This is a genomic window from Rhodanobacter sp. L36 (genome assembly GCF_009765755.1).
Lineage (GTDB): Bacteria > Pseudomonadota > Gammaproteobacteria > Xanthomonadales > Rhodanobacteraceae > Rhodanobacter.
Map to the genome: position 1 here is coordinate 1,030,838 of NZ_LMUV01000011.1, position 25,988 is coordinate 1,056,825.

Sequence of the window (25,988 nt, forward strand, 5' to 3'; positions counted from 1 at the left end):
CTCAGACGCGACGGAACGCCAGCGTGCCGTTGGTGCCGCCGAAGCCGAACGAGTTGGAAATGGCCACGTCGAACTTCGCATCGCGTGCGGTGTGCGGCACGAAATCCAGGTCGCAACCTTCGCTCGGCTCGTCGAGGTTGATCGTCGGCGGCAACACCTGATCACGCAGCGCGAGGATGGTGAAGATCGCCTCGACGCCGCCGGCTGCACCGAGCAGATGCCCGGTCGTCGACTTGGTCGAACTCATCGCCAGCTTGTACGCATGATCGCCGAAGACCGTCTTGGCGGCCATCACTTCGCCCAGATCGCCCAGTGGCGTGGAGGTGCCGTGCGCATTGATGTACTGCACGTCGGTCGTGTTGAGCTTGGCGTCGTTCAGGGTGGCCAGCATGCAACGCGCTGCACCCTCACCACCCTCGCTCGGCGCCGTCATGTGATACGCATCGCCGCTCATGCCGAACCCGACCAGCTCGGCATAGATGCGCGCGCCGCGCGCCTTGGCCATTTCGTATTCTTCGAGCATCAGCACGCCGGAGCCGTCGGACAACACGAATCCGTCGCGATCCTTGTCCCACGGACGGCTGGCCTTGGTCGGCTCGTCGTTGCGAGTCGACATGGCCTTGGCCGAACAGAAGCCCGCCATTGCAGTGCCTGTCGTGGCGAACTCGGCGCCGCCGGCGATCATCGCGTCGGCATCGCCGTACTGGATCATTCGCGCGGCCAGGCCGATATTGTGCGCACCCGTGGTGCATGCAGTGACACAGGCGATGTTCGGACCCTTCAGACCGAACATGATCGACAACTGGCCAGAGACCATGTTGATGATCGAACTGGGCACGTAGAACGGCGACACGCGGCGCGGGCCCTTCGCGTTCAATTCCAGCGTGGTCGCTTCGATCGTGTAGAGACCGCCAATGCCTGCACCCACGGCCACGCCGATACGCGGTGCATTCTCCTCGGTGATTTCGAGCCCGGAATCGCGCAGCGCCTGTGTGCCGGCGGCGACACCGTAGTGGATGAAGGGATCCATCTTCTTGACGTCTTTCGCCGCCATCCATTGAGCAGGATCGAAATCACGCACTTGTCCGGCGATACGCGTGGCGTATGCGGAGGCGTCGAAATGAGTCACCGGGCCGATACCACTTTCGCCCTTGATGACGTGATCCCAGGCGGTGGCGATATCGTTGCCGACCGACGAGATGATGCCCATGCCGGTCACTACCACGCGTCGCTTGCTCATGCTGTCTTCCTTCGTGATTCCGTGAACCCGCTGCTGGCAAATCTCTCGCGCCACGGATTGCAGATACGTCAAGCCAACCGGCAAGGACGCACCGCGCGCACCATACGGGATCGGACGTTACAACTTGCAGAAACGAAAACTGCGCCTTGTCGGCGCAGCGTTCGGTATAGCCACATGGATGGTCAGGCAACGTGAAACACCTGTCCGTCACGCATCGATTCCGCGTATCGACCAGGCGAACCCGATCGATGCACGTGATCGATCAATCCTTGGAATGGGCCTTGATGTAATCGACAGCCTGCTGCACGGTGGTGATCTTCTCGGCGTCTTCGTCCGGAATCTCGGTCTCGAACTCTTCCTCGAGGGCCATGACCAGCTCGACCGTGTCCAGCGAATCTGCGCCCAGATCGTCCACGAACGAAGCATTCGCCGTGACTTCATCTTCCTTCACGCCCAACTGCTCAATGACGATTTTCTTGACGCGCTCTTCGATGGTGCTCATGTTGCCCATACCTCTCTCAAGGAGTAGTTGTTTGTCTGTGCCGGCGTGATGCCTGCAAAAGGCCGGCGGCATTGTAATGGTTAAGCGGAGGCGCCGCCATGATCCGCCGGTGACACATGGCGCCAAGTCGTCCTGACTGACGCGAACGTGCAATTGTCGCCTAAAACGAAGCTGCTGGCGACCATCGCCAACGTAAACCTCATGGCATGTACATACCACCGTTGACGTGAAGGGTTTCGCCAGTGATATACGCCGCGGCAGGCGACGCCAGGAAACTCACTGCCTTGGCGATATCGGCCACGTCGCCGAGACGACCCAGTGCGATCTGACCGAGCAGCGCCTGCTTGGACTCTTCCGGCAAAGCGCGGGTCATGTCGGTGTCGATAAAGCCGGGCGCCACGACATTCACCGTGATGCCACGCGTGCCGATTTCCCGTGCGAGCGATTTGGAAAACGCGATGATGCCTGCCTTGGCCGCCGCGTAATTGGCCTGCCCGGGATTGCCGGTGAGTCCGATCACCGAAGCGATCGAGATGATGCGGCCCTTGCGCGCCTTCATCATGCCGCGCATCACCGCCTTGGAAGTGCGATAGACGGAGCTGAGGTTGGTGTCGAGGATCACGTTCCAGTCGTCCTCCTTCATGCGCATCAGCAACTGATCGCGCGTGATGCCCGCATTGTTGACGAGGATCGAGATCGCGCCGAATTGCTTGCCAATGGCATCGACGAGTGCATCGACAGAGGCCGTGTCGGTCACGTCGAGCATACGGCCATGGCCGCCATGCGCGGCGAGCCGCTCGCCGATGTCCGTCGCGCCGCCTTCGCTGGTTGCGGTGCCGATGACCGTGGCGCCCATTGCCCCCAGTTCGTCGGCGATCGCGGCACCGATACCGCGACTGGCGCCGGTAACAAGTGCGATTTCACCTTGCAGTGCATTGCTCATTGAGAGGTTCCAGATTTCAAAACAGGAGATCAAAAGAACAAAAGAAGTGTCGGATCACGTCCACTCGCCGCGAACCGAATCCATTTCGGTCGGCGTACCAATGGCGCGCGCTTCGATGGTCTTGTCGATGCGCTTGATCAAGCCGCTCAGCACCTTGCCAGGGCCGCATTCAACGATGCGCGTGGCACCACCGGCAGCAAGTGCTTGCACACATTGCATCCACCGAACCGGGAGATACAACTGTTGCTGCAACGCGCTGCGGATGTCTTCCACCGTGTCATAGCTGCGCGCCTCGGCGTTTTGAATGACCGGTATCGACGGCATCTGCCAATCGATCGACGCCATGCGCTCGCCGAGACGATCCGCCGCGTCGCGCATCAACGCGCAATGCGATGGAACCGATACCGCGAGCTTGATCGCTTTCTTCACACCGAGTTCGGCCAGACGCGCCAATGCGCGATCAACGGCTTCGGCGTGACCTGCGATCACCAGTTGCCCGGGCGAGTTGAAATTCGCGGGCGATACGACCTGCCCCTGGGCGACTTCTTCGCACACAGCAGCGATCTGAGCATCGTCGCCGCCGAGAATCGCTGCCATCGCACCGACACCCGCCGGAACCGCCGACTGCATCAGCCGTCCGCGTTCGGCCACAAGTGCAGCCGCATCGCGCAACGAGAGTGCTTTCGCACAGACCAGCGCGCTGTACTCACCGAGGCTGTGACCCGACAACTGCGACGGTTGCGTACCGCCCAGCTTTTGCCACACACGCCATACCGCCACGCTGGCAGCGAGCAACGCGGGCTGGGTGTTCTCTGTGCGATTGAGCTGGTCTTCGGGACCTTGCATCGCCAGCGTCCACAGATCGATGCCGGCGCCTTGAGAGGCCTCCGCGAATGTCGCTTCGACCTCCTCATGCGCTGCGGCGAGTTCGACGAGCATGCCGACCGATTGCGAGCCTTGCCCGGGAAAGACGAATGCGAGTGCGGCGGCGCTTGAACTCATGGAGACCGGAATTCCCGTGGCGAAAACCGCCATGGTGCCAGCATCGCCGCCCATACGCAGCTGTATCCGCGTGCACCGTCCACAAAAAGAATGCCGCTAAACGGCGGCATCTCTCATGCGCTTCGTGAAAAGCAATCAGTAACGCAACAACGCCGATGCCCAGGTGAAACCACCACCGAACGCTTCGAGCAACAGGTTCTGTCCGCGCTGCACCTTGCCCGAGCGTACCGCGAAATCGAGCGCGAGCGGCACCGAGCCCGATGATGTGTTGGCATGTTTGTCGACCGTCACGATGACGCGATCCATCGACATGCTCAGCCGCCTCGCCGTGGCTTCGATGATCCGCAGATTGGCCTGATGCGGAATCAGCCAGTCGATCTGCGACTCGACCATGCCGGCGGCCTGCAGGGTTTCCTCGACCAGCGAATCGAGCGTCTTCACCGCCACCTTGAACACTTCGCGGCCGGCCATGCGAATGCGCACGCCATGATTGGGCTCGTCGGTGAAACCAACGGAAACACCGACGGGGTTGTACAGAAGATCCTTGAAACCGCCATCGGCGTGCAGGCACGTGGCGTAGATGCCCGGCTCGCTCGATGCCTCAAGCACGACCGCGCCGGCACCGTCGCCGAACAACACGCAGGTTTCGCGCTCGGTCCAGTCGACCATGCGGGTCAGCGTTTCGGCGCCGATCACCAACACTTTTTTCGACTGCCCGCTGCGGATGAACTTGTCGGCGATACCAAGCGCGTAGACAAAACCGGAACAGGCCGCGTTGACGTCGAATGCCGCGCAACCGTTGGCGCCGAGGCGATGCTGCACGAGGCAGGCGGTGGAAGGAAAAATGATGTCCGGCGTCGTCGTGCCCAGCACAATCAGGTCGAGTTCGGATGCCTTGATGCCCGCCGCTTCCAATGCGGCCTGCGCCGCCCGGAAAGCCAGGTCGCCGGTGGTTTCACCGTCGGCCACGATGTGGCGCTGGCGGATGCCTGTGCGGCTGTGGATCCATTCGTCACTGGTGTCGACGATCTTTTCGAGATCGGCGTTGGTGACCACGCGTTCGGGCAAGGCGCTGCCGGTGGCGACGATACGGGCGTAGATCTGGGCCATTCAACTATCCAGCAAGGGAAACATGGGCGGAACGCGAGGAGCAGCGTTCACGCAACACCGCAACGTTACGTTCCAACGTCGATTAACGCAAAACGGCGCGTCGCCGCGCCGTCTCGCTAGATGGCATCCGGAACCGCGAAGGCCCGGGTCTGCAATCAATCTTCGACCGACACCGCGCCTTTGGTCTCGATGACTTTTTTGCCGCGGTAGTAGCCGTCCTTGGTGACGTGGTGGCGCAGATGCACCTCGCCGCTGGTCGGGTCGGTGGAAAGCTGCACGGTCTTCAACGCATCGTGCGAACGACGCATGCCGCGGGTGGACGGGGTACGGCGGCTCTTGGCAACGGCCATGGCATTTCTCCAACGGAAACTTTGATGATCTGGATCGACATGACCTGGATCGAAGGATCCGGGTCGGTGGTTTACTTCCTCAGTTCGCGCAATATCGCGAACGGATTTTCCGAGCGCCCCTCGCCGGTGGAATCTTCTTCCGGCGAGTGGCCTGTCACTTCGTCGGGCAGGCTGCTGTCCGGATTGACCGGAACCAGCGGCAGCACCAACAGCAATTCGTCTTCAATCACATCAGCCGGCTTCAACCGGCCATCCTCGGGCACCAGCAGCGGTTCGCAATCCGGTGGCAGGCCGGCTTCGTCGCGCTCCGACCTGATCAGGCCCAGTCGCGTATCCACTTCAACCGGCAACACAAATGGCTCAAGTGTGCGCTGGCAGGTCAACGTCAGCGATGCCCGCGCGCGAACATGGACATAGTCGGTGCCGAGGCTGTCGCGCCCGAAATCCAACTCGAAATGCACAAGACCATCGGTACCAGCCAGTGCCTCGCGCAAGCGTGACATGGCCGCGATGGGCAACGTTCCTTCGAATAAACGCCGCGCCGAGACCATGCGCCAAGCGTCCACGGACTCTGGCAGTGTCACGGACATAATCGACAAATTTTAGTTTTGAAGCCGCTTCAAGTCAACCCGCGTGGCGCTTCAGGCGATGGCTACGGACCAAACGGAGGGGTATTTTGCCTGATCGCCCGGCAATACGGCAGACTCAATCCTTCTTCATTGCGAGCTGCTACCTGTGAATGTCTATCTGCCGCTCGGCATCATCGTGCTGCTGGTTCTAGTCGTTGTCCCCGTGGGTTGGGCGCTGTGGCGGCGGCGACGCCAAGGGCATAGCGGCGGCAGCCTGCAAAATTTGCTCGACCTCGCCGACCTCCTCGAAGCCGACCTCAAGACGTGCCGCACCGGCCTGCAACAGGCGCATGCCGTAATGTCGCTCAACCCCGACCTGCCCGCCGCTAGCGAACAGGAGGCCCGTCTCGCTATCGACGGCGGACTTCGCGCGCTGCTGCAGCAACGGTTGTGGATACGTGACCGCTCGCCAAGCGCGAGCCAGCATGAGCTGAACGAGGCTGCTGCCTCCATGCGTGATACGCGCGATCGCCTGCAGCCGCTTCTGCAGGCACTCAACCAGGCGCAGATCGATCTGAACAGCGCCATGCGCGACCACATCCAGCGCGAAACCGATTCGTGAGCGACGCCGGCACGCACGCGCCGCGCATCGTGCTTGCATCGACCTCAAGCTATCGCGCCGACCTGCTGCGCCGGCTGACGCTGGTGTTCGAGCAACGGGCACCTGGCACGGATGAAACTTCCAAACCGAACGAAAAATCGGGCGACCGAGCCTTGCGACTGGCCATCGCGAAGGCACAGGACGTAGCAGGTGATTTCAACGACGCACTGATCATGGGCTCCGATCAGGTTGCCGAACTCGATGGCTTGATCCTCGACAAACCCGGCAGTGTCGCGAATGCCCGCGCGCAGCTTGTCGCCAGTTCGGGACGCGAGGTTATTTTTCACACGGCGTTGTGCCTTTTCGATACCCGCGATGGCCAGCGACATACGCACGTCGATCAAACCCGCGTGCGGTTCCGGCGGCTCGATGACGAAGAGATCACTCGCTATGTCGATCACGAGCAACCGCTGGATTGCGCCGGCAGCTTCAAATGCGAAGGCCTCGGCATCAGCCTGTTCGAATCCATCGACAACCAGGATCCTACTGCGTTGATTGGCCTGCCACTGATCGCACTGACTCGCCTGTTGCGGAAGTGTGGCGTGCATCTGCCATGAGATCGCCGACCGACGGATACACTCACAGCCAAGACGCTGCCTCACATTCCACGGATGCTCTCCAGACCATGCCCGATACCCCGCTTCGCGACGAAACCTTGCGTCAACGACTCGACGCCGCCATGGCGCAGGTCAACCAGGTACTGCTGGGCAAACCGCGTCAGGTGAAGTTGTCGTTTACTTGCCTTATCGCCGGCGGACATCTTCTGCTGGAAGACGTGCCCGGCGTCGGCAAGACCACGCTCGCCCACGCGCTCGCCGCGAGCTTTGCGCTGGAATTTCAGCGCGTGCAGTTCACCAGCGACCTGCTGCCGTCGGACATCATCGGCGTGAGCGTGTACGAGCGCGAGTCAGGCGAGTTCCGTTTTCATCCGGGGCCGATCTTCACCGGCCTGCTGCTTGCCGATGAAATCAACCGCGCCAGCCCGAAAACGCAGAGCGCGCTACTCGAAGCCATGGCCGAGGACCAAGTCACGATAGACGGTCAGACGCATGCGCTGGCGCAACCGTTTTTCGTGGTGGCCACCCAGAATCCGCTCGACCTCAACGGCACGTTTCCGCTACCGGACTCGCAGCTCGACCGTTTCATGCTGCGATTGTCACTGGATTATCCGGACGCCACGGCGGAACGCGCACTGCTCGTGGGCAACGATCGCCGCGAACTGCTCGCACAGCTGACGCCGCATCTCGATGGCCCGGCGTTGATCGCACTACGTCGACAGGCGCAAGCAGTCACCGCCAGTGCATCGCTGCTCGATTATCTGCAGGCGCTTTTGTCCGCGAGTCGCCGCCATGCGGATATCCGCATTGGCCTGTCGCCGCGTGCGGGACTCGCGCTGCTTGGTGCGGCTCGCGCCTGGGCACTGCTCAGCGAACGGAGCTATGTGTTGCCAGAAGATATCCAGGCGCTGTTCGTTCCATTGGCAGCGCATCGCCTGCTGCCTGCGCGCGGCGGCAACGGCGATCATCTCGCGCGGCAACTGCTGGCCGAGGTCGCGGTGGATTGATGCGCGGCATCCTGCAGCGCATACAAACTCTGGCCGAACGCCGGCTGCCGGCGCTCACTCGTTATCGTCGCGCCGAAAGCGTGCCGATCGAACTTCACCGTCGACGCATCTACATCGTACCGAGCGGCTTTGGAGCCGGTTTTTCCGTGCTGTTGCTGGTGATGCTGGTCGGCGCACTGAACTACGCCAACAATGCTTCGTTACTGCTCACTTGCCTGCTCGGCGCCGCAAGCGCGGCGAGCATGCTGGTGACGTTTCGCACTCTCGACGGTTTACGGCTAAGCCATATTCACGCCGGACAAGCTGTCGCCGGCGAAGCGCTGGAACTCACGCTGACGTTCGAATCCGCGCGCACGCGCCAGGCGATCCGTCTTGATCTGGATGGCCAATCGATACCCTTCGCGCTGTCGCCCTCTCTCGCTGTCGGCATCAAAGTCCACATGGCCACGACGCAGCGCGGCTGGCATCCAATACCTCGTCTCAGGCTATGGAGCAGTTGGCCGCTGGGTATGTTTCGAGCGTGGAGCTGGCTGCATCCGGATCAGCAAGTGCTGGTGTGGCCGCGGCCTGAAACGGAAGGCCCACCGCCGCGCGGCGCGTCTGATGATGCGCGTCACATGCGACTGCATCGCGGCGATGAACTCGCTGCATTGCGCGACTATCGCGCCGGAGACCCCCAACGTCACATCGCGTGGAAGGCCAGCGCGCGTTATTCGAACCTGTTGGTGAAGGATTTCGAGCAACCGCAGAGTCGGCCCCAATGGGAACTGGACTGGCGGCAACTCGGCGGACTCGACAACGAAACGCGCATCGCGCGCCTGGCACGCTGGGTGGACGAAGCGCATACGCAACGGCGCAATTACAGCCTGTGGCTGCCGGGCGACGAAATCGCCAGCGGTGGCGGCCCGCTGCATTACGCACACTGCATGAGTGCTTTGGCGCAGCTGCCGTGAATTTCAATTTCTTCTCGAAAAAGAAAGTCGAGCCGCCGGTCGGCGAGCGCGTGTTCGATCTGCTCGCGATCACCATGCTGTTCGTGATCGGCATGCACGCGACCCACGTTCCCTGGTGGCTCAGCGTTGCGCTGGTGATGATCCTCGGCTGGCGCTGGTGGCAGCGGCGGCAGCGCGACGGCAGCGTTCCCGGCTGGCTCAAGTTGCCCGCGCTGGCCTTGCTGACGCTCGCCGTCATCGTCCACTACGGCAATATCTTCGGGCGCGAGCCGGGCACGGCGCTGGCGGTAGGTTTGCTTGTGCTGAAACTGCTGGAGACCGAAACCGCGCGCGATGCGCGTGTCGGCATCAGCTTCGCGTGCTTCGCGCTCATGGCGGCGTTGCTGTTCGATCAGACCATGCTGGCGACCTTTGTGGTTGCATTGGGTTTGCTGCCCGCACTGGCGACGTTGCGCGCGCTTGAGCCTGCGCAGGCGCCGATCGCTTTTCGGCATTCGATTCTTGCAAGCGGTTTGTTGCTGGTCGCCGCGTTGCCGCTGGCGTTGCTGTCTTTCGTTCTGGTGCCCCGGCTGGGATCGCCGTTGTGGGGTACACCTTCGAATGGAGCGGCCAGCACAGGATTGAGCGATTCGATGTCGCCCGGCGATTTCATCGACCTGCTCACCGATGATCACCCGGCGATGCGCGTCAGTTTCGGGGATCGGCCGCCGCCGCCGAACCTGCGTTATTTCCGCGCCTATGTGATGTGGAACTACGATGGCCGCAACTGGCGTTATGCTGGAGGCAGGCGCGCACTGACGCAGCCTGCGGCGCTTGAAGCGACCAGGTCGATTGCCTATCGCATCAGCCTTGAGCCAACCCAGCAACGCATTCTTCCAACGCTCGATGTGCCGTTGGCCGCACCGGCGCAGGCGAGCCTTCGGCCCGATCGTGAAGTTGTCGCCGATCGGCCGATCAACGACCCAGTCACCTACGATCTTCACTCGGCGCTGCATTACAGACTTCAACCGATCCTCGACGACGCAACACGCGTCGCGGGTTTGCGCCTGCCCGATCGTTTCAATCCGCGCACGCTCGACTTGGGCGCCCAATGGCGACAGCGCTACGGCGCTGACGACGAGGCGATCATCCGCGCCGGACTAGCGCTCTTCCACGATGGTGGTTTTCGCTACACGCTCGCGCCCGCGCCACTGGGCCGCGATGCGATGGACGATTTCCTGTTCGAAACGCATGAAGGATTCTGCGAACACTATTCATCCGCCTTCACGATACTCATGCGCGCCGCCGGTATTCCTGCACGCGTCGTCACGGGTTATCAGGGCGGTTACTGGAATGCGCTCGGCAACTATCTGCTGGTACGCAACTCCGACGCCCACGCATGGAGCGAGGTGTGGCTCGCCGGCCGCGGATGGGTTCGCGTCGATCCGACGGCGGCGGTCCGGCCGGAACGCGTGACGCTTGGCGCTGCTGCGGCAGCTGGTGATCAGGAGGCCTGGTATCGCAGCGGCTGGATTCAGGGCTTGCAGAATCACTGGGACATCGTCAACCGCTGGTGGGATCAAGGCGTTGTTGGTTTCAACGCGCTACGCCAGCGCGGGTTGCTTACGCCGTTCGGTATCCACGATACGGACACGACGACGCTGGGCATCCTGCTGGCGATCGGCAGCGTACTGTTTATTGGCATCGGGCTGGCTTGGGCGCTACTTCGACGCCAGCCACGCGATCCGCTTCGTGCGGCCATGCGTGAGCTGGAGCGCAAGCTGGCAAGTCGCGGCGTCAAGCGTCGATCTGGCGAGGGACCAAAGCACTATCTGAGTCGCGCCGCGCGTTCACTGTCGGCGCAACGTGAAGAACTTGCGACGCTTGCACGCTTTTATCTGGAACTGCGTTACACCCATGACGAACCGCCGACTGAATCAGTAAAAATGTTTCATCGAATGGTTCGGGATTTTCGACCGGCCGGCGTGGTCAAATGAACACAGACGCGAAGGTGCACACCTTCGTCCACGATGGAGAAACGACATGTCCTTGTACCGTCCTCTGACCCTCGCTGCTGCACTGGCCTTGCTGGCCGGTTGCGCGAGCATTCCAACGCCTCTCGTAGGCAATTACACGGACGTGTCGACCACCAGCGCGCAGCAGGGCGGTGCCGGTGGCACGCACGTGCGCTGGGGCGGACAGATCATCAAGACCGAACCTGGCGAGGCGCAAACCTGCTTCTACCTGATGGCACGTCCGCTCGACAGCCAGGCGCGTCCGGAAGGTGGCAATACCGGCGACAACCAGGGTCGCTTCGTCGCATGCCGCAGCGGCTTCTACGATCCGGAAGTCTTCATGCGCGGACGCGAAGTGACGGTGACCGGAACCCTGCACGGCACAGTGTCGGAAAAAGTCGGCGACTACGATTACGCCTATCCGCGCGTCGAGGCTGACGTCGTCTACCTGTGGCCCAAGCGACCGATCATGGTCGACTACCCCGGGTACTACGATCCGTTCTGGGGCCCGGGCTGGGGTCCGGGATATTACGGTTACGGCGGCTTTGGTGGTTGGGGCGGCGGTTACTGGGGCGGCGGCGGTCGCCGGGTGATCGTGGTGCGTCCACCTCCACACAAGTAAACGTTCAAAAGAAGCCGGCGCAAGCCGGCTTTTTTATTCCATGAGAGAGCCATTCGTCAGCCCGGCGGCCAATGCATCGAGCGACCGGCGAGCAGATGCACATGCAGATGAAACACCGTCTGCCCGCCATGCTCGTTGCAGTTGATCACCGTGCGATAGCCCTGCTCCGCAAAACCCTCGCGCTTCGCATAGTCGGCTGCAGCGAGCAGCAAGTTTCCAAGCAGCGTTGCATCCGATGGGATCGCATCATTGAGCGTGGCCATAGCGTGCTTCGGAATGAACAACACGTGCACCGGCGCCTGCGGATTCAGATCGCGGAAGGCCAGCACGTCATCGTTCTCGTAGACGATATCGGCAGGTATTTCGCGCCGGATGATCTTGCCGAAGATGGTGTCGCCCATGCCTGCACTCCTGCTTCTAAAGTCGCAGCATACCCTGCGCCGCAGGCGCCACGAGTTTGAAACCGTACTGCTGATAGAGACGATGCGCCTGGCCATCGGCGAACAAACCGATCATCGCGCCGGCGGGTGCGCGTGCGTGAAGCTGCTCCATCAACGAAGCCATGATGCGTTTGCCGATACCCTGCTTCTGCCAGTTCGGATCCACGGCAATATCGACAACAAGAAAGAAACAACCGCCATCTCCGACGACGCGCCCCATGCCGATGAGTTGGTCATCGACGCGCACGCATACGGAACACCAGCTCGATGGAAGACCTTGCGCGGCGGACGCCTCGCTCATGGCGCTGAGTCCCGCAGCGACACGCAGGCTGCGATATTCATCCGGCGCGGGAATATCGTGCGAAAGAACAGGCTCGCTTTTCATCGCCGATCAATCCAGCGCCTGTCGCCCGCCGAATGCATGCGCCAACGTGCTGCGATCCACGTATTCAAGTTCGCCACCCAGAGGCACGCCATGAGCGAGCCGAGTTGGCCGCACGCCGCCGGCGCGCGCCAGTTGCGCGAGGTAATGCGCGGTGGCTTCGCCTTCGACTGTGGGATTGGTGGCGATGATCATTTCCTCGATCTCGCCTTCGCCCAGCCGCTGCGCCAGTTGCGCCAGACCCAGCTCTTCCGGCCCCAGTCCATCCAGCGGGGACAATCTGCCCATCAGCACGAAATACTGACCGCGAAATCCGGTCGCCTGTTCGATGGCGGCGAGATCGGTCGGCGACTCGACCACGCACAACACTTGTCGGTCACGACTGGTGTTCGCGCACAAACTGCACAGAGGGTGTTCACTGAAGTTGCGGCACTGATTGCAACGACCGATGCGCTGCATCGCCTGCTCCAGCGCACTGGCCAGACGCAACCCGCGTTCGCGTTCGCGCTCCAGCAAATGGAAGGCCATTCGTTGCGCACTCTTGCCGCCGACGCCGGGAAGGCAGCGCAGCGCTTCAATCAATTCAGCGAGTAATGACGAGCCGCTCATTCGATGTCCAGAAATCGGGAATGGGAGTGGAGAATCGGTGATCAGAAACAGGGCAAGCGTCGTTCGGCTTTCACGATTCTTCGTTTCCCATTCCCTATTCCCAGTCTCAAAACGGCATCTTGAAGCCGGCAGGCAGATTCATGCCGGCGGTGACGCCACCGAGCTTGTTCTTGCTGACGTCGGCCACTTTGTTCACCGCATCGTTGATGGCGGCGGCGACGAGGTCTTCAGCCATTTCCGGATCATCCGCGAAGGTCTGCCGATCGATCTGTACGCGTCGCACTTCATGTGCACCGCTCATCACAATACTGACCAGGCCGCCACCGGCGCTGCCGGTGACTTCGAGCTTGGCGATTTCTTCCTGCGCGCGCTTCATGTCTTCCTGCATGCGCTGGGCCTGCTGCATCAGCTGGCCAATTTGACCTTTCATCATCTGACTCGAACCTCAATTGCCAAAGGGTTTGACGGATTGCGGCACCACGCGGGCACCAAATTCGCGTTTCAGCGACTGCACCAGCGTATCGTTTTCGATCGACTGCTCGGCAGCCGCCTGTGCGGTATCGCGTGCCTGCGCCGCACGTGCCGCAGGTGTTTCAGGTGATGCACTCGAAGTATTGCCGACGAAGCGCAAGCGAATGCGTTCGCCCAGCGCCTGGCCAATGCGTTCCTCCATCTGACTGACCATCGGCTCGACCGCCAGGTGCATGTGCGCGCCCTGCAACGCGAGCACGAGTGTTTGTCCATCGCGCCCGCGCAACACCGCGTTTTGCGCGAGCAGACCCAGCGGACCACGCAAGCCGGCACGCTCGATCAATGCATCCCAGTCCGGCATGCCATCCGCATCGCGCGCTATCGGCATCGGCGTCGACGTCGGCGTGTTCGCCACGGCTACCGATGGTTCCGGCTTTTGAGATACGTGCACCGACGTCTGTTCGGCAGAACGCTCGACTGCAGCCGATGGCCGCGCAGGCGCGGGCGCCTTCGCGGCGGGCGGTGCACTTGCAACTTGCGGTGCCGACGTACGCGCCGAAGGTGCACCATCGCCCGGACGAAACGCCAGCATGCGCAGGATCGCCATTTCGAAACCGGTACGCGCATCGGGCGCAAGCGCAAGATCGCGTCGGCCCGACGTGGCGATCTGGTAATAGAGCTGCACGTCTTCCGGCGCCATGCGTTCAGCCAGCGCCATCAGTGCGCCGTCGTCGTCGCTACCCTCTTCCGGTCGATATCCAGGGATGAGCTGGATCAGCTGAAGGCGATGCAGCACGCTGGCGAGGTCATCCAGCACGCCACCGAAATCCGGCGAATACGATGCAATCTGCGTGCACTCGGCAAGCAACCTTTCGCCATCGTCGGCTGCCAGTGCGTCGAGCACGCCGAGCACCTGCCCGCGCGCCACGCTACCGAGCATGGTCCGAACGTCGTCGACATGCAGCGCACCGCCGCCATAGGCGATCGCCTGATCCAGCAGCGACAGGCCATCACGCAACGAACCGTCGGCAGCGCGTGCGAGTTCGCCGATCGCGGCGTCCTCGTAGGAAATATTTTCCGCAGCCAGGATATGCCGCATCTGTCCGGCGATCTGATCCGGCAGCAAGCGCTTGAGATTGAACTTGAGGCAGCGCGACAACACCGTCACCGGCAGCTTCTGCGGGTCGGTCGTGGCGAGCAGGAATTTCACGTGCGGCGGTGGTTCTTCCAGTGTCTTCAGCAACGCGTTGAACGCGTTCTTCGACAACATGTGCACTTCGTCGACCAGGTACACCTTGAAGCGTCCGCGCGACGGCGCGTACTGCGCGTTCTCGATCACTTCGCGCACATCGTCCACGCCGGTGTTGCTGGCCGCATCGATTTCCAGCAGGTCGACGAAACGCCCTTCATCGACCGACGTGCAAACTGCGCATTCGCCACACGGCTCGGCCGACTGACCGCGTTCGCAGTTCAGTGATTTGGCGAAGATGCGCGCGATGGTGGTCTTGCCGACGCCGCGAGTGCCGGTGAACAGATAGGCGTGATGCATGCGCCCGGTATCCAGCGCATTGCTGAGCGCGCGGACGACGTGTTCCTGCCCGACCAGTTCGGCGAATTTGCGCGGCCGCCACTTGCGTGCGAGTACCTGATAAGACATGCCTGACTACCTTGGGGCGAACCGTGATTGTGCCAAGTCGCAGGTGGTAAGTCAGTTAAGTCGATGAAGATCGATGCCGCAAAAGGCGGCAGCCCCGCCAGCCACACCCCGGCACCCGAATCATTCGCTACCGTTGCTTCCTTCCGGACCTGGCGGAGTTTACGAACTATCGTCGCGGGGGGACCGACGGGGCCACCATAGACGTCAAGCGCCAGGCGCTTGCTGGTTTACTTCTGGATCTGAAAGCTGGCGGAGAGAGCGACCGCCAAAGGTCTGTCCAAGAACGTCCATGGTAGTTGCTGCGCACCGACGCAACAAGGCTTGCAAAGCGTTTGCTCTCCGGGTATGTCCGTTGCCATCCGTCTCTATCCGGAGGATAATCATGGGTAGAAACGGGGGTTGGATATGGCAAGGCAAACAAAGAAACTGACGGCATTGGAAGTCAATCGCGCATCGACGCCGGGATATCTTGGCGATGGTGGTGGACTCTACCTGCAGATATCCCCATCGGGCAGCAAGTCGTGGGTGTTTCGATTCCAGCTAGACGGCAAAGCGCGCGAGATGGGACTGGGAAAGTACCCGGACAGAACCTTGGAGAAGGCGCGAAAGAAAGCCGAGGAAGCGCGCGAGTTGTTGGTGGACAAGATCGACCCCATCGCCGATCGAGATCGAAAGCAGCAAGCGAAGCGCGTCGCGGAAGCGCACGTCATGGCCTTCGGCGTCTGCTGCGAGAAGTACATCGATGCGCATCGCGCCGGCTGGCGTAACGACAAACACGCGGCGCAGTGGTCCGCCACGTTGGTCACGTACTGCGCGCCCATCTGGAAACTTGACGTTGCAAAGATCGACACCGCTCTGGTGATGGAGTGCATCGAACCGATCTGGACGACGAAGCCCGAAACAGCGTCGCGTGTCCGCGGCCGCATGGAATCGGTTCTTGCATGGGCGACCGTGCGGAAACTGCGGACCGGCGACAACCCGGCAGCGTGGAAAAACCACCTAGACCAGTTGCTGCCGAAGCGGAGCAAGGTGAAGGCCGTAGAGCATCGCCCTGCCCTGGCGTACGCCGACATGCCCGAATTCATGGCGCGGCTGCGTGCGCGCACTGGCTTGGCCGCTCGCGCGCTCGATCTGCAAATACTCACGGCCACCCGACCCGGCGAAGCGGCCGCGGCGCAATGGGAAGAATTTGATCTTGGCGCCGCCGTCTGGATCATCCCCGGCTCGCGGATGAAGGCCGGACTAGAACATCGCGTGCCGTTGTCTCCGGCGGCTGTGGCGCTGCTGCGATCGCTGTCAACGCAGACGACTGGCAACGTGTTCCCTGGCGTCAGGGGCCGGCCGTTGACCACGGCGGCGGGTATGAAGCTGCTCAAGGATCTGGAGCCCGGGATCACCGCGCACGGATTCCGTTCCAGCTTCCGCGACTGGGCTGGCGAGACGACCAGCCATCCGCGCGAAATCATCGAGTCAGCCATGGCGCACAGACTCAAGAATGCCAGCGAGGCCGCGTATTCCCGCGGCGACCAGCTGGCTCGCCGTGCCAAGCTCATGAACGACTGGGCGCGTTACTGCGCGGGGAAGAAATGATGGCGACCATCGCGGACGTGCGCGCGCTGATAAAACGCGCTGACCTATGGGCGGATATTTTTAACCACACCGATGCCGAGAAGTGGGCACATCTCGGCGAAGCCGTGGAGAAACTTCTGCAACCTGGCCGGCGCGGTCGGCCCGCCGCCGATGTCGAAGAAGACCTAGCCATGGCAGAGCAACTGCTCAAAGTTCGGAATGACAAAACGAGGCCGCGCCTTGAGCGCTCCCGGTCTGACGAGGGAAGCTTTGCGGTCGTGGCTGAGCTGTTCGGACTGAAAGATGGTCGATCGGTGAGACGTCGATTGGAGAAGCGCCTCAAATCCATGTTTGATTGATGGACAGAAATCAACGTGCATTAACTGTCCACTACAAAAACGCGCTTCCACTCCATTCTTTAGGCACCGGACCACAACGCGTCCGTACGGAGCCGACAGAATGCAAGCCCTCACTCTCCCGCACGTCACGGCCAAGACCGGCCAAGGTAAGAGCGCCATCTACGATGGCATCAAGAACGGCAGCTTCCCCGCACCAGCGAAAGCGGGCCGGCGTTCCATCTGGAGCGAAGCAGAGATAGACGAATGGTTGGCCGCACGGTTTGCTGAGCGCGATACAAAGGCCGCCGCATGAGTGCAGCTGAATTGCAGCAGCGTCACTGCGCCATCGAAGCAGCAGCCGCCGGTTTCAGAATTTTTCCAGTCAAGGAAAACCGAAAGGAACCCGACGTTGCGGCATGGCCGTCGGTCGCGAGCAGCGATGTCGCGAAGGCACAAGACTGGTTTGCGAAAGGCAACCTCAACTACGGGATCTATGCCGGCGAACGGATTGCTGACGGTCAGCGTCGCCACATGGTCGTCATCGACCTCGACGTCAAGAACGGCAAAGACGGCGTGGCCGAATTTGCGCGGATCTGCGAAGCGCACGGCGGTTTGCCGCCCACGTACACGACTCGATCCGGCTCGGGCGGCCAGCACGTGTTTCTGTACGTGCCGCACGCTGTCGCGAACGGCGTCGACACATTGGCATCTGGGATCGATATCCGCGGGAAAAACGGATACGTGCTGGGGCCCGGTTCGGTTGTTGATGGCAACGAGTACACCGAACTTGTACAGGCGCCAATCATCGATTGCCCCGACTGGTTGCTGTCCATGCTGAAACCAGCGCGCGTCCGCGCGAGCAACCGCACGGCGCTGAAGCCCGACCCCGAACGCGCCGAAAAAAGTGTCATCGAATATCTCAAGACCGCCGAACGTTCGGTCAAGGGCGCCGGCGGCGATCAAGCGGCGTACCGCGTGGCCGCGAGGTGCTTGGCTATCTGTGCGGACGTCGCCATGACGGTCGACCTGATGCTGTCCGAGCACTGGGATGAAGGCTGCGGATGGTCCGCCGATCGCCTGGCCGAGAAGGTCGAGCACGCCTGGAAGTACATGACCAGTCCGCCGGGATCGGATTCGGCCGAAGCCGTGTTCGAGAAAGTCGAGATGTCGAACGAAGATGTGGCGACGTTGCATCCGTTCGATATGTTGAATACCGAGTGGGCTGCAGTTGCAGAACCACCCAACACCGTCATCTACCGAACGCGAAGCCACCAGGCGACGGGCCAAAAGATATTTGAGCGCTACACGCGCGACGGCTTTTTCGGTCTGCTGGCGAATCAAAAATTCGATGGATCGCCGCTGGCTGCTAAGTGGTGGGAGTCGCCACGGCGAAAGACGTTCGAAGGTGGAACGGACTTCGCGCCCGGCGGCGGCGCGTCTGAGAACGTGCTCAACACGTGGGGCGGCTTCGCGGTGCGAGATATCGCCGGCGACTGGTCACTCATGCGCAGCCACATCCGCGATGTCATCTGTTCGGGCGACGAGAAGCTGGACCGCTACGTGATGGGCTGGCTCGCGCGTCTCGTGCAGAAGCCGGGAGAACCTGGCCATGTGGCTCTAGTTCTCCGCGGTGGTCGCGGCACCGGCAAAGGGACACTCGGTGAAATGCTGTGTCGAATTTTCGGCGCGCATGGCATGCATGTTGCCAACTCGCGACGCGTCACCGGCGACTTCAACGGCCATCTGGCAGACAAGGTTTTCCTGTTCGCTGATGAAGCGTTTTTTGCTGGCGATCGCAAGCACGAGGCAGTGCTAAAAACGCTGGTGACTGAACGCTCGCTCGACATGGAACAGAAGTATCAGGTCGCGCGGAATGTTCGAAACTGTGTCCATCTCTTGATTGCGAGCAACGATGCCTGGGTAGTTCCTGCCGGACCATTCGAGCGCAGATTTTGCGTGATAGACATGGGCAACCAACGGCAGCAGGACATCGACTATTTCGATTCGATTCGCAAGCAGATGGACAACGGCGGCCTGTCCGCCATGCTGCACGACTTGCTCGCTCACGACATCACGGACTTCAACGTCTGGCATGTTCCGAACACCGGCGCGGCCACTGAGCAGAAAACCGCAAGCCTGCGGGGCCCGGAACGCTGGCTCTATGAAGCGCTGGCCGCAGAGAACATTGCCGGCAATCACTGGGGCGAGGATCCCGTTACCGTTTCGAAGGCCGCGGCCTACAGCGACTATCAGACGAAGGCGCGCAGCTTGGGCGACTTCAAGGCCGACCACTCCGTGAGCTTTTGGAAGTCACTGACCCGGATTCTAGCGGCGGGCGGAATCTTGGCGAAGGACATCCGCGCGCGCATCGGTGGCGAGCGTGAGCTGCAGCGGATATTGCCGGGGCTGCCGCAAGCGCGCTTGGCGTTTGAGGCGCACATGAGTATGGATGCCAGTGCATGGGGGTAACGATTGCGCGAAGATAGGGGGCCGATAGCGGCGGAACAGGGACGCCCAGTCATGCCTATCTTCGACCTTTATTCAAAGCGACAGCGGCGTGCGCGGGGCGAAGTCTCCGACGTTTACACGTACGACGATTTGCCCACACCGCTACGAGTGCAAATTTTGCACATCATCGATGATGCATTTGCATCGGACTATTCATCTGAAACAGTCGATGCTTATGCACTTGTAGTCAAAGCGCTATGTCGTGAATATGGGGTGTTCCACCTCATACCGGGTCGGCGCGACCACAGATCGGAACTCTTTGAATTTTTCGGGCAAGAGGAAAACACCGAAAGAGCGCTGGATGTGATTGAACTTTGCTTTTCCGTTGCCACTTCGCCGGACAGGTGGGATTCGCGGGAATACTTCGCGGACAAGTTCAAAATTGGACGCGACGCCGTCAATGAATTGAACCTTCGGTTCAAGGAACACGCTATCGGATTTCGCTTCGAAGCAAATCACCTAATACGAATCGACTCTGAGTATGTACACAGCGAAGCCGTAAAGCCCGCACTTGTCCTACTACGACAGAAAGGATTCGCAGGTGCCAACGATGAATTTTTAGCGGCTCACGAGCATTACCGGCATGGACGCCACAAAGAGTGCTTGGTCGACTCACTCAAGGCCCTTGAAAGCACAATGAAGGCGATTTGCGACCAACGGGAATGGACGCCAACCAAGCCGACCGCTGCCGCCCTGATCGACTGTTGCGCAGACAACGGACTGTTCGCGAAGAGTTACGAATCTCAGTTGAGTTCGCTTCGGACCCTGTTGGCGAGCGGCGTCCCGACAGTGCGCAACAACATGGGCGGGCACGGTCAAGGTTCCGAAGTAGTAGTGGTGCCAGAGCACGTGGCACGTTATGCGCTCAACCTCGCCGCCTCGAACATTCTTTTTCTGGTCGAGTCAAACGCGGCATTGGGCAAATAGCCCTCCTGGTCAGGGTCAACCCTGACCACCACGCGAACCCTGCCCCGCGCAAACCGTTGCGGCACAACGCTTGGTCAGGGTGGTCATAGAAACCAGGGTTTTTTCGCATTGGAAAGTTCTGGGCGCTGTGAGTCGCGGACTCTTTCTGCCAGCGGGGGAGATTCCTAACTGTGTGTATATATCTTAATTTAACTATGACCACCCTGACCACCCTGACCAGATCAAGTGCAGTAAGGGTTGTGGCCGGTCAGGGTCGTTGATTACACCCTGACCAAATGCCCGCAACCCTGGCCAAAATCACCCCGTGGTTTGCACCAGCTGTCGTTTTTCCCATTCCTCCAGCAAAGACGCCGGATAAAGCACCCGCCGGCCGAACTTCACGAAGGGCGGGCCCTTTCGCTTGTTCCGCCAGACAGCCAAGGTATGCGGCTTGATGACGCCGTGCCAGCGTGCAGAGAGCTCGCCCGGCGTCAGGTGCATGACGGTCAAGCAGCCTCGCACGCAGCGACGAACGCTTCGTAGTCGACCGGCGAAACCTCGCCGACGCGGCCGGCACTGAACCGGCCCAGGACTTCGAGCGGCACCTCCATCTTGTCGGCGCCGTGCCGCTGCTGCAGCCCCTTCAACGCAGCGCGTGCGGCATCCAGCGTGCCGGGCCGTGGCGTTGATTCATTCTCGATCAGTAGTGGCGCATCGGCCCGGTCGGCGAGTTCCGAAACAACGGAAGGTGCGACGCCGTATTTCAGGGTGGCGATGATCCGCTCGGCGTCTTCGATGGTGGCGCACAGGATTTGCAGTGTGAACATTGGATTCCCCGTTTTTTGCACAGCCGGTCGGCTGCAGCGCAGAGATTGCTCCCACTCGCAATTGAATGCAACACGTTGTTTTTGTTGCTATTTTAGCCACACCTTCAACACCTTACGCAGCCAAAGGTGTGGACAAAATAGCCACAATTGCCAGCTTCAGGTCGTACTACGCGCGCGGGCGCGTGGATACCGCGAACGCCTTGATCCGTAAACATTATTCAGCTCCGATTTTGCCGATTGGCGGTGATTCTCTCCGCCATCGTCCGAGGTTATCCGCCATGTACAAGGCACTTCGAGTTTCTACCCATACTTCAACCCACGATATGGAGTAAAATGGAGACATCCTGACGATGGACTCCACACATGTTTCAAGCGTTGAAGCTCAAGCAGCAAAAGACCCCGGAACAGGCAGTCGCCACGCTGGAGGAACTGCGCGTGCGTGAAGCCGACTTGCTGCAGCGATACGACGAGCTCGCGCTCGCCGCAGCCGATGGCGGCGACCAAGCCCTGGCCGACCGCGCGCACGTCGAACTGGTCCGATGTCGCGATGCAGTCGTTCGCGCGGAAAGTCTCCGACAGGCGATCGAACGACGCGAACAACGTGCTCGTGCGGATGCGGCAGCCGCCACCATCGATGCGGCCTGGGCGGACACGCTGGCGAAGGCGAGGGACCGCGTGGCGAAGGCCGCCCGCTTCGAAGCCAAGTTCAAGGAAGCTGCGGACGAATACGCCGAACTCGTGGCCTCAAACGTCGCTGTTCACCGCGCCCTGCCCGTTGGCTACCCCATCCACGCGGCCAGCGGTTTCGCCATCGAGAACGACCTGCTCGCGGGACTTCTGCGAATTCTGTATTCCCGCCATCGAATGCCTGGCGGCCCTCACCTTGGCGGACTGACTCCGCCCAGCATTGAACGGCGATACACCGAAGCCGTGACATGCATTGAGCAAGCGCGCGAACTGTCGCGTGAGGCGGCAGCCCATGGCTAATTTCCCCACCATGTCCGCGCCGGCACCGGTGGCCGCACCTGCCCCTGCCCCTGCGCCGCCTGCTCCACCTTCCGCAAGCGCACTTATGGGAATCGCTGCGCCGACGACGAAAACACCGCCAGGCCCACGCATGCCGGACACGACGGTGTCGCCCTTCGGCGATGAAGATCCAGCTGAAGAAGCGGCGGCCGCCGCCGAGCTGGCACCAGCCAAGACCGCGGCCGCTGTCCACGCACATCTGACTGCCCTAGGTGTTGAGCCTGCCGTGGCGGCGCTGTACCAGCAGCGCGTCGCAAGCGCCTTGTCGATGCCGCCGCCCAGCGCGGAAGAGAAGGCCACGGGCATCGAGGATGCAAAGGCAGAGCTCACCGCCCAGTACGGCAACGACGCAACGCACATCATCAACCTGGCTCATGAAGAAGCCCGATTGATGGCGCGGGACAATCCGCAGATCACCGACATCCTGCGCAATACCCACTTGGGCTACGACACGCACGCCATCAAGAGTTTGGCGAGTCGCAACCTAAATCGCCACCTGACTTCGCTCGGATACCGAGTCGATCAATGACGCGCATGCCCACGTACCAGCAGCTGGAAATTCAGCGCAGCTTGGAGCAGCGGCGATCCGAAACGCGACTCCCGTGCGACTCAGCACAGCCCGCGCAAGCCGAAACCGTTGCTGTGCCTAACACCGCGGCTCATCGACCAATTGATTCGGAATCAGTTGCGCCGTTTTCTCTGCCCTTCGGCTGGCCGGACATGAATCTGTGAGCGGGTCCCATCGAAGGCGGCACGGGGAGGGTTGGTGCCGGTGGGGGCCTGATGTCGCCGCGACTTGTTCTTCCAAGGCCAACTCGCGAACACCCGCTCTACTTTTTTGAAATTATTTTCGAGGAACTGAAATGTCTTTATTCGATTCGCGCAACGGTCAAAAAGTCCAGCAATCCGCCGTGTTCCATGCCGCACTTATTCCGCTGGGTTATCAGCAGATCACGGCGACCGGTACAGCTTTCGCGTTGACGCCGCCGGCCGGCGCTCGGCAGGCACGCATCGGCGCGGAAGCGCAGGTGATCCGCTGGCGCGATGACGGCACGAACCCGACCGCCACCACTGGCAACCGCATCACCGCGGCTACGGAAATCGACTACGCCGGCAACCTGGCGGCGATCCGACTGATTACCGAAGTCGCCGGCGGAATTCTCAACGTCTCGTATTACGGCTAAGCCAAATGACTAACTACGTAGCCGCGGGCATCTCGTTCTTCGGAACCGAGCATGCCATCTCCGATCAGATCGCCGCCGACAAGCACGATGCACAGGTCGCGCAGTTCAACGCCGACACGACACTGCAGCAAGGTCAGGCAGCAGACCAGGCGATGGCACGTGATATCGCCAGCACGCAAGGCAAAATGGCTGCGGGCTACAGCGGCTCGGGCGTCACGATGGACGGATCGCCGAATGCGGCACTGGCGGACTCGATCCGCCGCGGCGTGCTCGATCGTTCGACGCAGGCATACAACTACAACAACACCGCTCTGAACTACATGAAGCAAAAAGCCTCTCTGCTTTTGCTGGCGCACAACACCCAACGAACACAGTTCGCGACGGCTTCCGCGGCTGGCCTTGCATCCTTCGGCGGCGGCAATGGCGGCATGGATAACGCCGGCCAAAACTCGAGCGGAAACGACACCTACAACCTCGGCGGCAACAACAGCAGCTTCAGCAGCGACATGTCGAGCGTTGGCGGCAACAGCAGCAGCTTCATGAACGACATGAATAGCGCCGGCGGCATCAGCGGCGACAGCGGTGGCGACTATGGCTACTTGGGCTCGGGCAACAGCACCGGCTACTACAGCGGCGGCAACAGCCTGACCGGTGGCACCGATTACGGCACGCTCGGATCTGGAAGCAGCTCCGGCGGCTGGGGCGATTGATGCATCAGTCGCGAGCCGTCCAAGCCGATCCCGCGTACGACATCGAGCGAACGGCCGGCTACGGCCCTGCCCGCCAGATGGCGGCGGAAATGGTGAACGTTGCGATCAGGGACTTGGAACGCCTCGCGAAGCGCTGGCAACTGGATCCGACTGCACTCGCACGCAAAGACGAGCGCAGTGCCCTCGCGTGGATACAGAACAAAGCCAGCTGCGCGCCGTTTAGCTTCCGCTGGTGTCTCGATGTGGTCGGTGTGGACGTCGATATCGCGTACGCGCGTCTGATGTCCTGGCTGCGTGTTGCTCCACAAACTCAAATGGAAAACTGAGATGGGCTTTCTGTCCTGGACCGATGACGACGATTCCCGCATTTCGCAGATGGCGGGCACGACCGCCGTGCCTGCCCCTGGCGCGCTGCAAGGACTGCTGACTGCCATACCCAAGGGCTTAGCGTCCGCTGGCGACAAACTGGGCTCCTTGGCAGAAGACACGCTGCAGGGCACGCCGCTGGACGAGAACTATCACGCGTTCCGACAACTGGTCGATGAGTCGAACCAGAACATGCAGACACTCGGCTTGCCCGAGACGGTTCCAGTCTTCGACCAAGTCACGCGCGCGAAGTCCGCGGCGGCTGCGCAGGTCGTGGCCGAATGGGGCGCGAGTGGACAGGATCCACGGCAGACAGGCGCGGTGGGCCGCGTCGTGTCCGGTACGGCCGAGAACGTCACGATCGGCGGCGCGGGCGCGGCGGTGGCGGGACCGTGGGGCGCAGCCGCGTTGCTCGGTAGCACTGGCGCGCACAGCACGTTCCTGGAAGCGAAGCAGAACGGCCTGGACGACAACACGGCGATGGAACAGGCAGGCGTGGCCGGCATCTTTTCCGCCGCATCCGCGTTCGTCCCGATGAAGTTCGGCAAGACGTTGGCGCAGAGCATCATCGGCGGCAGCGCGACGAGCATCGGGCTCGGTGCGGCGCAGCGGTACGCGACCAGCACCGTGCTGAAAGCCAACGGCTACGACTCGCAGGCGAATCAATATCGCGTGTTCGATGGCGAAGCGATCGCATCGGATGCCATCTTGGGCGCCGCCTTCGGCACGATGGGCCACTACACGCACGGCGCCGTGAATCCGGCCGATGTCGACGCAGCTTCGGCCGTCTCCACCGAAGAACACTTCAACCGATCGGCGCCTGGCGTACCAACGGATCCGACCGCGGCGAACGCGCACGCGGAAACGATGGCCGACTCGCTGACGCGCATGGCAGACGGCGATCTGCCTGACGTGCAGCCTGACGTTGCGCAGAAGATCATGGACGGCGTGATTCCCGATCCGATACACGAGGTCGATGCATCGCTGCACGAAGCGGCTATGGAAGATCTTCCGGGATACGAAGAAGCCATCGCCGAAGTCGACAGACAAGAATTGCCTGCCGAGCAGTTGGCCCCGTGGCGACAGAGGGCCGCCAGTGTCGCCACGGCGATTCACGGCGCAGGAACAGCACTTGGAATGCTATTCCCTCCAGCGCATGCGCTCGAATTTGTCGGTCATATCGCGCACGAAATGATCGACCCATCCGAATTTGCGCAGTCGGAACGTCGAGCCCTGCCCGAAGACACCGCGCCGCCGGCGAGAGACACGTCGTCGGATGATGTGCTCTTGGACGATTTTCACCAGCAAATGCTCGACCACCTCGTGCACAACAATGGAAGCAGCACGTATTTAGCCGACGACGGACGCGAAATCACTTATCGGCAAATGGCAAACGAGATGCAGCAGCAGCGCAACGCGTCTGATAAGTACAGTCGCGTTTTCGACGCAGTCGCCTCATGTGCTGCACGCAACGGAGCCTGAGCA

At 61.4% G+C, this 25,988-nt stretch carries 31 protein-coding genes and 1 other RNA gene; 17 read left to right on the forward strand and 15 right to left on the reverse strand.

Going from position 1 to position 25,988, the window contains the following annotated elements; all coding sequences use genetic code 11:
* Window position 1: 1 nt before the first annotated feature.
* The 7 genes from fabF to GSQ73_RS14340 all read right to left on the reverse strand — a co-directional run bounded on the left by fabF (window position 2) and on the right by GSQ73_RS14340 (window position 5,698).
* Window positions 2-1,240 carry a beta-ketoacyl-ACP synthase II gene (gene fabF / locus GSQ73_RS14310; RefSeq protein WP_158885128.1) on the reverse strand — a complete coding sequence of 413 codons (1,239 nt, stop codon included), beginning with the start codon at window positions 1,238-1,240 and terminating at the stop codon, window positions 2-4.
* Between the two features lie 262 nt (window positions 1,241-1,502).
* On the reverse strand, window positions 1,503-1,742 hold the full coding sequence (acpP, locus tag GSQ73_RS14315) for an acyl carrier protein (RefSeq protein WP_007805185.1): 240 nt from the start codon (window positions 1,740-1,742) through the stop codon (window positions 1,503-1,505).
* Between the two features lie 199 nt (window positions 1,743-1,941).
* Window positions 1,942-2,685 (reverse strand): 3-oxoacyl-ACP reductase FabG, encoded by a 744-nt coding sequence (gene fabG / locus GSQ73_RS14320; RefSeq protein WP_158885130.1) that lies wholly within the window; start codon window positions 2,683-2,685, stop codon window positions 1,942-1,944.
* Window positions 2,686-2,739: 54 nt separating this feature from the next.
* Complete coding sequence (gene fabD, locus GSQ73_RS14325) at window positions 2,740-3,687, reverse strand: ACP S-malonyltransferase (protein WP_158885132.1); 948 nt, start codon at window positions 3,685-3,687, stop codon at window positions 2,740-2,742.
* A gap of 135 nt (window positions 3,688-3,822) precedes the next feature.
* Window positions 3,823-4,797 carry a beta-ketoacyl-ACP synthase III gene (locus GSQ73_RS14330; protein ID WP_158885134.1) on the reverse strand — a complete coding sequence of 325 codons (975 nt, stop codon included), beginning with the start codon at window positions 4,795-4,797 and terminating at the stop codon, window positions 3,823-3,825.
* 155 nt (window positions 4,798-4,952) lie between these two features.
* Window positions 4,953-5,147: a 50S ribosomal protein L32 gene (rpmF, locus tag GSQ73_RS14335; protein ID WP_077441856.1), complete on the reverse strand. Its 195-nt coding sequence runs from the start codon at window positions 5,145-5,147 to the stop codon at window positions 4,953-4,955.
* A gap of 71 nt (window positions 5,148-5,218) precedes the next feature.
* A complete protein-coding gene (locus GSQ73_RS14340; protein WP_158886491.1) occupies window positions 5,219-5,698 on the reverse strand; it encodes a YceD family protein in 480 nt (159 codons plus the stop codon).
* Window positions 5,699-5,882: 184 nt separating this feature from the next.
* On the opposite strand from GSQ73_RS14340, the gene GSQ73_RS14345 reads away from it, so the two are divergent.
* From GSQ73_RS14345 to GSQ73_RS14370, 6 genes are all read left to right on the forward strand, one after another.
* Window positions 5,883-6,338 carry a hypothetical protein gene (locus GSQ73_RS14345; protein ID WP_158885136.1) on the forward strand — a complete coding sequence of 152 codons (456 nt, stop codon included), beginning with the start codon at window positions 5,883-5,885 and terminating at the stop codon, window positions 6,336-6,338.
* On the forward strand, window positions 6,335-6,934 hold the full coding sequence (locus tag GSQ73_RS14350; protein ID WP_158885138.1) for a Maf family nucleotide pyrophosphatase: 600 nt from the start codon (window positions 6,335-6,337) through the stop codon (window positions 6,932-6,934). Before GSQ73_RS14345 ends, GSQ73_RS14350 begins: the two co-directional genes overlap by 4 nt.
* Before the next feature lie 68 nt (window positions 6,935-7,002).
* Window positions 7,003-7,941: a MoxR family ATPase gene (locus GSQ73_RS14355; protein WP_158885140.1), complete on the forward strand. Its 939-nt coding sequence runs from the start codon at window positions 7,003-7,005 to the stop codon at window positions 7,939-7,941.
* A complete protein-coding gene (locus GSQ73_RS14360) occupies window positions 7,941-8,894 on the forward strand; it encodes a DUF58 domain-containing protein (RefSeq protein ID WP_158885142.1) in 954 nt (317 codons plus the stop codon). The genes GSQ73_RS14355 and GSQ73_RS14360 overlap by 1 nt, the downstream gene beginning before the upstream one ends.
* Window positions 8,891-10,870 (forward strand): DUF3488 and transglutaminase-like domain-containing protein, encoded by a 1,980-nt coding sequence (locus GSQ73_RS14365; protein ID WP_254063412.1) that lies wholly within the window; start codon window positions 8,891-8,893, stop codon window positions 10,868-10,870. Before GSQ73_RS14360 ends, GSQ73_RS14365 begins: the two co-directional genes overlap by 4 nt.
* 46 nt (window positions 10,871-10,916) lie before the next feature.
* Window positions 10,917-11,510: a Slp/YeaY family lipoprotein gene (locus tag GSQ73_RS14370; RefSeq protein ID WP_158885144.1), complete on the forward strand. Its 594-nt coding sequence runs from the start codon at window positions 10,917-10,919 to the stop codon at window positions 11,508-11,510.
* A gap of 56 nt (window positions 11,511-11,566) precedes the next feature.
* On the opposite strand, the gene GSQ73_RS14375 is transcribed toward GSQ73_RS14370, so the two are convergent.
* The 6 genes from GSQ73_RS14375 to ffs form a co-directional block, all read right to left on the reverse strand.
* A complete protein-coding gene (locus tag GSQ73_RS14375; protein ID WP_158885146.1) occupies window positions 11,567-11,911 on the reverse strand; it encodes a histidine triad nucleotide-binding protein in 345 nt (114 codons plus the stop codon).
* A 16-nt stretch (window positions 11,912-11,927) separates the two neighbouring features.
* Entirely contained in the window at window positions 11,928-12,335 is a 408-nt protein-coding gene (locus GSQ73_RS14380; protein ID WP_158885148.1) for a GNAT family N-acetyltransferase, read from the reverse strand.
* 6 nt (window positions 12,336-12,341) lie between these two features.
* The gene (gene recR, locus GSQ73_RS14385; protein ID WP_158885150.1) at window positions 12,342-12,941 is read right to left on the reverse strand and encodes a recombination mediator RecR; all 600 of its coding nucleotides are present in this window, start codon (window positions 12,939-12,941) and stop codon (window positions 12,342-12,344) included.
* 106 nt (window positions 12,942-13,047) lie between these two features.
* Window positions 13,048-13,371, reverse strand: coding sequence for a YbaB/EbfC family nucleoid-associated protein (locus tag GSQ73_RS14390; RefSeq protein ID WP_158885152.1), 324 nt, complete (start codon window positions 13,369-13,371; stop codon window positions 13,048-13,050).
* Window positions 13,372-13,386: 15 nt separating this feature from the next.
* Window positions 13,387-15,069, reverse strand: a complete 1,683-nt coding sequence (gene dnaX, locus GSQ73_RS14395) for a DNA polymerase III subunit gamma/tau (protein WP_158885155.1) — start codon at window positions 15,067-15,069, stop codon at window positions 13,387-13,389.
* Window positions 15,070-15,161: 92 nt separating this feature from the next.
* Window positions 15,162-15,258, reverse strand: an RNA gene (gene ffs / locus GSQ73_RS14400) — signal recognition particle sRNA small type.
* A gap of 216 nt (window positions 15,259-15,474) precedes the next feature.
* Between ffs and GSQ73_RS14405 the strand changes: the two genes are divergently transcribed.
* The 5 genes from GSQ73_RS14405 (at window position 15,475) to GSQ73_RS14425 (ending at window position 20,411) form a co-directional block, all read left to right on the forward strand.
* Window positions 15,475-16,659, forward strand: a complete 1,185-nt coding sequence (locus tag GSQ73_RS14405; RefSeq protein WP_158885157.1) for an integrase arm-type DNA-binding domain-containing protein — start codon at window positions 15,475-15,477, stop codon at window positions 16,657-16,659.
* Window positions 16,659-16,997: a hypothetical protein gene (locus tag GSQ73_RS14410; protein ID WP_158885159.1), complete on the forward strand. Its 339-nt coding sequence runs from the start codon at window positions 16,659-16,661 to the stop codon at window positions 16,995-16,997. The genes GSQ73_RS14405 and GSQ73_RS14410 overlap by 1 nt, the downstream gene beginning before the upstream one ends.
* A 100-nt stretch (window positions 16,998-17,097) precedes the next feature.
* The gene (locus GSQ73_RS14415; protein WP_158885161.1) at window positions 17,098-17,289 is read left to right on the forward strand and encodes an AlpA family phage regulatory protein; all 192 of its coding nucleotides are present in this window, start codon (window positions 17,098-17,100) and stop codon (window positions 17,287-17,289) included.
* Between the two features lie 11 nt (window positions 17,290-17,300).
* Window positions 17,301-19,445 (forward strand): bifunctional DNA primase/polymerase, encoded by a 2,145-nt coding sequence (locus GSQ73_RS14420; RefSeq protein WP_158885163.1) that lies wholly within the window; start codon window positions 17,301-17,303, stop codon window positions 19,443-19,445.
* A 51-nt stretch (window positions 19,446-19,496) separates the two neighbouring features.
* Window positions 19,497-20,411 (forward strand): hypothetical protein, encoded by a 915-nt coding sequence (locus GSQ73_RS14425; RefSeq protein ID WP_158885165.1) that lies wholly within the window; start codon window positions 19,497-19,499, stop codon window positions 20,409-20,411.
* Between the two features lie 297 nt (window positions 20,412-20,708).
* On the opposite strand, the gene GSQ73_RS14430 is transcribed toward GSQ73_RS14425, so the two are convergent.
* Window positions 20,709-20,891, reverse strand: coding sequence for a DNA-binding protein (locus GSQ73_RS14430; protein WP_158886495.1), 183 nt, complete (start codon window positions 20,889-20,891; stop codon window positions 20,709-20,711).
* 5 nt (window positions 20,892-20,896) lie between these two features.
* Window positions 20,897-21,217, reverse strand: a complete 321-nt coding sequence (locus tag GSQ73_RS14435; RefSeq protein WP_158885166.1) for a hypothetical protein — start codon at window positions 21,215-21,217, stop codon at window positions 20,897-20,899.
* A gap of 363 nt (window positions 21,218-21,580) precedes the next feature.
* Here GSQ73_RS14435 and GSQ73_RS14440 point away from each other — a divergent pair, with 363 nt between their 5' ends.
* From GSQ73_RS14440 to GSQ73_RS14465, 6 genes are all read left to right on the forward strand, one after another.
* Window positions 21,581-22,204, forward strand: a complete 624-nt coding sequence (locus tag GSQ73_RS14440) for a hypothetical protein (protein WP_158885167.1) — start codon at window positions 21,581-21,583, stop codon at window positions 22,202-22,204.
* A 130-nt stretch (window positions 22,205-22,334) separates the two neighbouring features.
* Complete coding sequence (locus tag GSQ73_RS14445) at window positions 22,335-22,772, forward strand: hypothetical protein (RefSeq protein ID WP_158885169.1); 438 nt, start codon at window positions 22,335-22,337, stop codon at window positions 22,770-22,772.
* A gap of 334 nt (window positions 22,773-23,106) precedes the next feature.
* Window positions 23,107-23,427, forward strand: a complete 321-nt coding sequence (locus tag GSQ73_RS14450; RefSeq protein WP_158885171.1) for a hypothetical protein — start codon at window positions 23,107-23,109, stop codon at window positions 23,425-23,427.
* Between the two features lie 5 nt (window positions 23,428-23,432).
* Complete coding sequence (locus GSQ73_RS14455) at window positions 23,433-24,137, forward strand: hypothetical protein (protein WP_158885173.1); 705 nt, start codon at window positions 23,433-23,435, stop codon at window positions 24,135-24,137.
* Window positions 24,134-24,463 carry a hypothetical protein gene (locus tag GSQ73_RS14460; RefSeq protein ID WP_158885175.1) on the forward strand — a complete coding sequence of 110 codons (330 nt, stop codon included), beginning with the start codon at window positions 24,134-24,136 and terminating at the stop codon, window positions 24,461-24,463. Before GSQ73_RS14455 ends, GSQ73_RS14460 begins: the two co-directional genes overlap by 4 nt.
* A gap of 1 nt (window position 24,464) precedes the next feature.
* A complete protein-coding gene (locus GSQ73_RS14465) occupies window positions 24,465-25,985 on the forward strand; it encodes a hypothetical protein (protein WP_158885177.1) in 1,521 nt (506 codons plus the stop codon).
* Window positions 25,986-25,988: the final 3 nt, after the last annotated feature.

Coding starts and splice junctions, on each gene's coding strand:
- fabF (WP_158885128.1), bottom strand. CDS start 1,240: ATGAGCAAGCGACGCGTGGTAGTGACCGGCATGGGCATCATCTCGTCG.
- acpP (WP_007805185.1), bottom strand. CDS start 1,742: ATGAGCACCATCGAAGAGCGCGTCAAGAAAATCGTCATTGAGCAGTTG.
- fabG (WP_158885130.1), bottom strand. CDS start 2,685: ATGAGCAATGCACTGCAAGGTGAAATCGCACTTGTTACCGGCGCCAGT.
- fabD (WP_158885132.1), bottom strand. CDS start 3,687: ATGAGTTCAAGCGCCGCCGCACTCGCATTCGTCTTTCCCGGGCAAGGC.
- GSQ73_RS14330 (WP_158885134.1), bottom strand. CDS start 4,797: ATGGCCCAGATCTACGCCCGTATCGTCGCCACCGGCAGCGCCTTGCCC.
- rpmF (WP_077441856.1), bottom strand. CDS start 5,147: ATGGCCGTTGCCAAGAGCCGCCGTACCCCGTCCACCCGCGGCATGCGT.
- GSQ73_RS14340 (WP_158886491.1), bottom strand. CDS start 5,698: ATGGTCTCGGCGCGGCGTTTATTCGAAGGAACGTTGCCCATCGCGGCC.
- GSQ73_RS14355 (WP_158885140.1), top strand. CDS start 7,003: ATGCCCGATACCCCGCTTCGCGACGAAACCTTGCGTCAACGACTCGAC.
- GSQ73_RS14360 (WP_158885142.1), top strand. CDS start 7,941: ATGCGCGGCATCCTGCAGCGCATACAAACTCTGGCCGAACGCCGGCTG.
- GSQ73_RS14370 (WP_158885144.1), top strand. CDS start 10,917: ATGTCCTTGTACCGTCCTCTGACCCTCGCTGCTGCACTGGCCTTGCTG.
- GSQ73_RS14375 (WP_158885146.1), bottom strand. CDS start 11,911: ATGGGCGACACCATCTTCGGCAAGATCATCCGGCGCGAAATACCTGCC.
- GSQ73_RS14380 (WP_158885148.1), bottom strand. CDS start 12,335: ATGAAAAGCGAGCCTGTTCTTTCGCACGATATTCCCGCGCCGGATGAA.
- recR (WP_158885150.1), bottom strand. CDS start 12,941: ATGAGCGGCTCGTCATTACTCGCTGAATTGATTGAAGCGCTGCGCTGC.
- GSQ73_RS14390 (WP_158885152.1), bottom strand. CDS start 13,371: ATGAAAGGTCAAATTGGCCAGCTGATGCAGCAGGCCCAGCGCATGCAG.
- dnaX (WP_158885155.1), bottom strand. CDS start 15,069: ATGTCTTATCAGGTACTCGCACGCAAGTGGCGGCCGCGCAAATTCGCC.
- GSQ73_RS14405 (WP_158885157.1), top strand. CDS start 15,475: ATGGCAAGGCAAACAAAGAAACTGACGGCATTGGAAGTCAATCGCGCA.
- GSQ73_RS14410 (WP_158885159.1), top strand. CDS start 16,659: ATGGCGACCATCGCGGACGTGCGCGCGCTGATAAAACGCGCTGACCTA.
- GSQ73_RS14415 (WP_158885161.1), top strand. CDS start 17,098: ATGCAAGCCCTCACTCTCCCGCACGTCACGGCCAAGACCGGCCAAGGT.
- GSQ73_RS14425 (WP_158885165.1), top strand. CDS start 19,497: ATGCCTATCTTCGACCTTTATTCAAAGCGACAGCGGCGTGCGCGGGGC.
- GSQ73_RS14430 (WP_158886495.1), bottom strand. CDS start 20,891: ATGCACCTGACGCCGGGCGAGCTCTCTGCACGCTGGCACGGCGTCATC.
- GSQ73_RS14435 (WP_158885166.1), bottom strand. CDS start 21,217: ATGTTCACACTGCAAATCCTGTGCGCCACCATCGAAGACGCCGAGCGG.
- GSQ73_RS14440 (WP_158885167.1), top strand. CDS start 21,581: ATGTTTCAAGCGTTGAAGCTCAAGCAGCAAAAGACCCCGGAACAGGCA.
- GSQ73_RS14445 (WP_158885169.1), top strand. CDS start 22,335: ATGCCGGACACGACGGTGTCGCCCTTCGGCGATGAAGATCCAGCTGAA.
- GSQ73_RS14450 (WP_158885171.1), top strand. CDS start 23,107: ATGTCTTTATTCGATTCGCGCAACGGTCAAAAAGTCCAGCAATCCGCC.
- GSQ73_RS14455 (WP_158885173.1), top strand. CDS start 23,433: ATGACTAACTACGTAGCCGCGGGCATCTCGTTCTTCGGAACCGAGCAT.
- GSQ73_RS14465 (WP_158885177.1), top strand. CDS start 24,465: ATGGGCTTTCTGTCCTGGACCGATGACGACGATTCCCGCATTTCGCAG.